The sequence below is a fragment of the Chryseobacterium populi genome, assembly GCF_000282115.1.
GTDB classification, from domain to species: Bacteria; Bacteroidota; Bacteroidia; order Flavobacteriales; family Weeksellaceae; genus Chryseobacterium; species Chryseobacterium populi.
The window spans coordinates 1-6,206 of record NZ_AKJY01000081.1 but is presented as its reverse complement, the minus strand read 5'-3'; the positions used below and the strand labels follow the sequence as shown (position 1 = coordinate 6,206).

The window sequence follows — 6,206 nt, the reverse complement described above, 5'->3', positions numbered from 1 at the left end:
ACTCTTAAAGTTAAAGAGTATAAGAATGGTGTCCTAACAAAGTTAGCAACTCCACTCCAGGGGTAAAAGTAGCATATCCATTATTATCTATTTGGGATATAGGTGCTCTTTTTACGATCATATTATTTCCATTGATTGCAAAAAAACCGGTATGGTTTTTTAATAACTCTAACCCTTCCAATTCAACTCCCAATCCTAATTTATTCTCTTGGAATGCATAAGTACTGTTATATGGATACTTAGAGGCAAGAGGATCAATATTAAAAAATCTTCCCACATCAGGCATGTACTGGCGCCATCTATATGTATAAAATCCTGTTTCCTGTAATTCCTGCCCCTGCATTTTATAGTTTTTATAACTACTTTGAGCAAAATACGCAATACCCGTTTTCAGATGATTCATCCCGAAGGATAATAATCATTGCTGTTTACAATTTCAAGAGCTCCTGTACCGTTCTTAGTGAAGTTACATTAAAATTTAGAGTATTGATTTCCAATACTCTAAACTTTTCAGTATTATCTGAATTCAAAGAATATAAGAGGCTGTCTCCTATGTTTGTATCGTCAAATGTAAGAGAGTCTCTATTTAAAAAAAGATAACAGCTCCAAAATATTAAATCGATTATATTTTTAGAGTGCAACCTGAATTTTTTCAATCTAAAAAGTGCCAATCTTGTCTTAAAACAGCTCCAAAAGAGAAACAAACTATTAAAAAAATAAACAATAACCCATTGATTAGATAATTTAATAATTTGTTATTATATTTATAAATTAAATAAAAATTAATTGTTAATAAGAGTATAATCACTGGGGCTAGTTCTAAATAATCAAAATCAAAATATAAGAAGATTGCCGTATAAACTATCGAAATAACTAAAATTAGTTGTGTTATTTTTTTCATATTAATTATGCTTTAATTCTTTTTTTACAACTTCCATAATTTTTTTACTCAAATCATTGTCTATACTTCTATGATCTGAATTAGGTGCGTGAATATTAGTAACCTCAGTTTTTTTATTATCGTCTGAAGTAGTCACTTTCTCACCGCCGTAAAAATCTTTTGTTTGGTAATAATTTTTAACTTTTGATACATTTTCAGATTTTATCTCTGTATCGGAATAAACATCCAGAATATCTAAAGTCAACATAAGATTAATTTTTAAATCCTTATTCTCGTTTACTTTTTCAACCAAATTGTCCCCCCCCAAACTGTGACCAACAGCAACAACCTCTCCATCAGAATGACTTTTATTAAAGCTGGAAATAGTTGCACCTATGTCATTTTTAGTATTTTCATTTCGAGAAGCATCAAAAATTACTACTCGTGTATCTTTACTACTTAACTGGTCTAATGCTCCTAAACCAGTTTTATCAATAGAGCCATCTCCTCGGTTTTGAGCTTGAGTATGATCTTTTACTGTATTACCAGACCAACCCTGAACAGCAACAATTAAGTTTTTAAATCCATCATTTTTCCTAAAATCTACAGCTTCTAAACCTTCTAATTCTCTAGCATCAATAACTCTGTTTTCAGAAAAATTATAATGTGATTGATATGCATATTTTTCACTTAAAGGATCAATATTGAAAAATCTTCCCACATCCGGCATATAGTTTCTCCATTTAAAACTATACCAACCAGTTTCCTGCAATTCTTGCCCCTGCATTTTGTAGTTTTTATAGCTGCTCTGAGCAAAATACGCAATACCCGTTTTCAGATGGTTCATTCCGAAAGGGTAATAATCGTTGCTGTCTACAATTTCAAGAGCTCCTGCGCTGTTTCTTGCGAAACTTACCCTCGTATTTCCCAAGTGGTCCTTATACTGGTAAATATATTGATTTTTCTGATAATCATAAAAGCCTTCTGCAGTAGGGAAAAACTGGAGTTCGGGATCTTTTATAAGGGTGATTGGTCCGGTAACAGGATCTATACCAGGCTCTATTATTGTAATAGGAGTAAAAGCCTGAACTTCAAAAGCTCTTTCCGATACATCCGTCATCAAAGAACTAGTACCGGGATCACCTGGTCCCGAACCCGGACCTGAAGTGGTTTTACCATAATACTGGAAACCATCTAAATAATCTGTAACTTCTTTTGTGATGGTGGTTCCTGCAATCCCTATTGAGGTTTTGGTATTTTCTTTTCTTACTTTTATACCATCTGCCCTGTATTTTGTGGCAATATCTGAAGTTACCTGTCCTAAATTGATCGCAATTGTATTAGGCAGATTTAAGTAATTATAGCCGATTCCCGTGATTTGCTTATCCACCATATTTTTCATATTCCCGTTCAGGTCATATTCAATCGGGTTACCTGCTGTTCCCTCATAGCCTGTATTGTTGCCACTGTTGTCTTTTATTTTGATCGCCCGGTTACCCTGGTAATCATAAGCCAGGTTATCAATGAGAGTGGCTATAGTGCTTCCATTTTCTATAACAGAAGTCCTGTAAAGGCTTGTTATATTTCCGTTGGGGTCATAGGCCAGAGATTCCGTATTTTCCTTGCTATTAGGATTATTTGGGTTCTGGTAATATCCTGCGGTAAGCCTGTCGGATTTATCATAAGAATAGCCGTATCTTTTCGGGGTTAATGATGGGTAATCTCCGAGTGTCTGTACCGCCCGCCAATCTACTTCAGCGATGTTCCCGTTGTATTTTGGAATTACACTTTTACCCGGGAACTGTACTGCATCCGGGTTTTCTATACCATCCCGGCTTGTGTATTTAATCTTATAAGCAAATAATTTTCCACCCAGATTAGATACCGCCATCTGGCTTTTATTGATTTCTGACAGCCAGCCCCGGATATTGTAGCTGTAATCGATACTCTGCAAAGGAGCAGAACCGGAAACAGATCCTACTTTTTTATTGGTCAGCTGTGACAGCTCATTGTATGTGTTTTCAGCCAATAATTCCTCGGGGTTACTATCTACCTGATGGAAATTTTTCAGCATTCTGCCCTGATCGTCATAAATAAAACGCTCTTTTACCACAACTTCAGGAGAAACCCGTGTTTTTGCATGATAGGTATAGGCTTCATCTACCAAGCCTGTAAAATTAAGCTTCAGGTCTTTATTGGTATAACCGCCTAAATGATTGGTCGATTTAGTGGCAATTACCCTTCCTTTGGAATCATAATAGCTGTATATTCTCGTCCACTGCTCATCTTCAATGTTTCTGACATAAGAAGCCGTCTGCAGACCTTTTGTAGATGCATCGTCGCTGCTTCCCAGGGTATGGGGGAGTGTATACTGTCCTAAAACAGTGGGTACGGATTCCGCTCCCTGAGGATAAGTATCATAATAATTAGTTGTCAGAAGCTTCATATTGGTCGTAGGATAACCTTTGTTATCATAGTAAATATCTACACCCAACAAGTTAAACGGAGTATTACTTCTTTTTTCATTATTATAAGGATTAGCTGCCAGATTGTTTAAAATACTTTGCAATACCTGTCTTGTTGCAGTATTTGAAAAGAATCCTGTATAAACCACTCTTCCAAACTCATCATATTTGGTAAAAAGCCAACCTTTGGTATTAAAGGTATTATTAAGGGTTCGTAAAACACCATCCTGCACAAAAACCAGCCTGTCCTGTTTGTCATACACAAAAAATTCCCAATCTTTACCCGGAAGCTTTTTCTCTACCAATCTGTCCTGTCCGTCGTATTTATATTGATAACACAATTCATTTAGAATGGTAGCAGTAACAGTATTGTTATTCTGTTCAATTTTCTTTACCGCTTGGGGCGGAATCACAAATGCCTGCTGGTTGTATTCGTTATACACATAGTAGGTATCTAAATTTTGTGTTCCATCGGTTTTACGGATCAGAAGGGTTTGTCCACGACCGTTTTTAAATTGAATAACCGGATTACCATCTTCATCCGTTATGGTATTTTTATATAAGATACCGGCCGTATATAATCCGGCGCTTCCTGCAGGGATTGATAAAGCTGAGATTGTATTGGAAACACCACTTACAGTATTAATCGTAGTTGTGGTGACAAACTTTTTAACCTCACTCGCTGCATTGGTCTCATATTTAAATTTCTGGGTATGTCCGGAACTCATCTTCCACTCATCCCCAGGGTTTGCCTGTGAAAGAATCCGGTCTAATGGTGATTTTTCAAGTTCCTTTTCACTGTAGGCATTGCTTACCCCGTAATAGGTATTGGCCGAATTTTCATCGGTTATGGAGGTATGGATCAATGAATTTTGCGTAGCTACAGGAACGGGTAGTATATCTTTTACCTGTCTTCCAAATCCGTCATAGGTAACAGGAGTAACCATGTCTTTTCCTGTAGGAGTTACCTTAACCGCTATAACCTGCTTAGCCCTTCCGAGTCCGTCAAAATAGGTGATGATTTCGGATTTCTTAGTACAATCCCCGGTTAAGCAGGTTTTCGACTGTATATAATTTTCCGTACTGGTCTGCGCATAAGATATGCAGGCAAAGACCAGACTGAATATAGTGATCGCTTTTGTTATTAAATATCTTTTCATTATTTGTGTGGCTATTGTTTGTAGTTGTAAGTATACTCTTTCACTTTTTTAATGACATAGCTTCCCGTACTGTCTTTTTCCCTTACTTTTACTTCCTTAAGTCTGTTTGCAGTGTCATAAGTATAAATTTCCCGGATTCCTGTAGGTGGAGTAATGCTTGTTACCCCGATTAACGGATCATAGGTGAAAGTGGTAACCTGATAAGCCGAAAGACCGGTATTCTTTCTGAAAGTATCGAGTGCTGTAATAAGTGCAGGTTCATTAGCCGGGGTAGTAGCATCCGAATCGGATGCAGTTACTATGGCTGAGATAATTCCTAAACTCTCTAACTGAGCATAAGTTGCGCCTTCTATTTTGGCAATAGGCTGGGTATTGTTATAACCCCAGACAATGGCTACCGGCATACCGTCTTTGGTGGTATACTGCAAAATGTTGCCTTTAGAATCATACTTATCATAGGTAATATCCGTAGAGGCAGCACTATTTAATTTATCATAGGATTTTTGAGATAATGGAAGCAGTAAACTTCCTGTCTGGGTAGTCGGTAATGCCGTTGGATATGACGTTTCTGTTTTTGACAAGGTTTTAACAGTACTGCCCACAGTCTGCGTAGTTGTAGTCTCCAGAGGAACAGCAATCATGTTTTTATCAATCATTAATTGGTTCCCTTTTTCATGGGCATATTTGTAGGTGGCTTCATTAAATGATGCATCAGGCTGAATGGTTTTCTGACTTGTAAACTGGTGGTGGAGTGGGTTGTTATAAAAATACTGGGTCTCGGTTTTTACAGCCACCCCACCTAAATAATCTGTTGATTTCTGTGATTTTAAATAGTTGAAATAGGAAATGTTTTTATACTGTACAATATCAAGATTATCCAACTGATCATCAAGAGTAATAACATCACCAATGTTTTTACCATAGCATTGATGTTTGTAAAGTAATGTTACATTATTAGCTCCCGGTGTATAACAGTTTTTATAACCGTCTGCAGATTTCCTGAAATGATTATGGTTCGTTGTACAATAAGTTTGTTCATATGTTGCATTAATATTTTCAGCAGTACAGGTCTGTGTAACATTCATTGATACCGGAACATCATAATTTTTCCTGATGGCAAAACCATCAACCTGAGTTTTTCTCGTGGTGTCTTCTTCATAATTCATCTCCACCGTTCTTACCAAATTATTTCCACTGTCCAGATATTTAGTAAGAATTTCATTTCCGTTGCTCCATCCAAAGTTCGTCCAAGGTGCCGATTTTATATCTGCTCCCCGTAAGATCTGACCAAAATAATCAGATTCTATGGAATATTGATGGACAATCGTTGATTTATCATCAATAACTTCCTGCACGGTTTTGTAAAAAAGATTAGGATGCGTGGCATTAAGCTGATTGATATTGGAGGATGTTAGAGCATAATAGGTAAATCTTTCCACTCCCCATGGAATAGCTCCTCCGGTACCTCCCGGTGGTGGATCCTGAACACAGGTTCTGGTTTTGTTTAATCCCTCCGTAAAAACAGGTTCTCTAACCACTGTCGCATTTGAAAACGACTCTCCAATATCTTTATAGATGAACTTACGGGTTGTGACAACACCACTTTCCGAATTATCAACAATTTTACTGATTCTTACTCCTGGAATATCAGTCTGGACATCACCATAAACGGCTTCAGCCGCCGTATAGTTAGTGGCTAAA

2 protein-coding genes and 1 pseudogene are annotated in these 6,206 nt (G+C 37.0%); all 3 read right to left on the bottom strand.

All coding sequences use genetic code 11. The features are described from left to right. Positions 1-10: 10 nt before the first annotated feature. On the bottom strand, positions 11-403 hold the full coding sequence (locus tag PMI13_RS16665; RefSeq protein WP_034733025.1) for an RHS repeat-associated core domain-containing protein: 393 nt from the start codon (positions 401-403) through the stop codon (positions 11-13). A gap of 499 nt (positions 404-902) precedes the next feature. Beyond that, the gene (locus PMI13_RS21620; RefSeq protein WP_007845862.1) at positions 903-4,505 is read right to left on the bottom strand and encodes a DUF6443 domain-containing protein; all 3,603 of its coding nucleotides are present in this window, start codon (positions 4,503-4,505) and stop codon (positions 903-905) included. An 11-nt stretch (positions 4,506-4,516) separates the two neighbouring features. Next, positions 4,517-6,206: pseudogene (locus tag PMI13_RS16650) on the bottom strand (hypothetical protein); the annotation flags it as partial.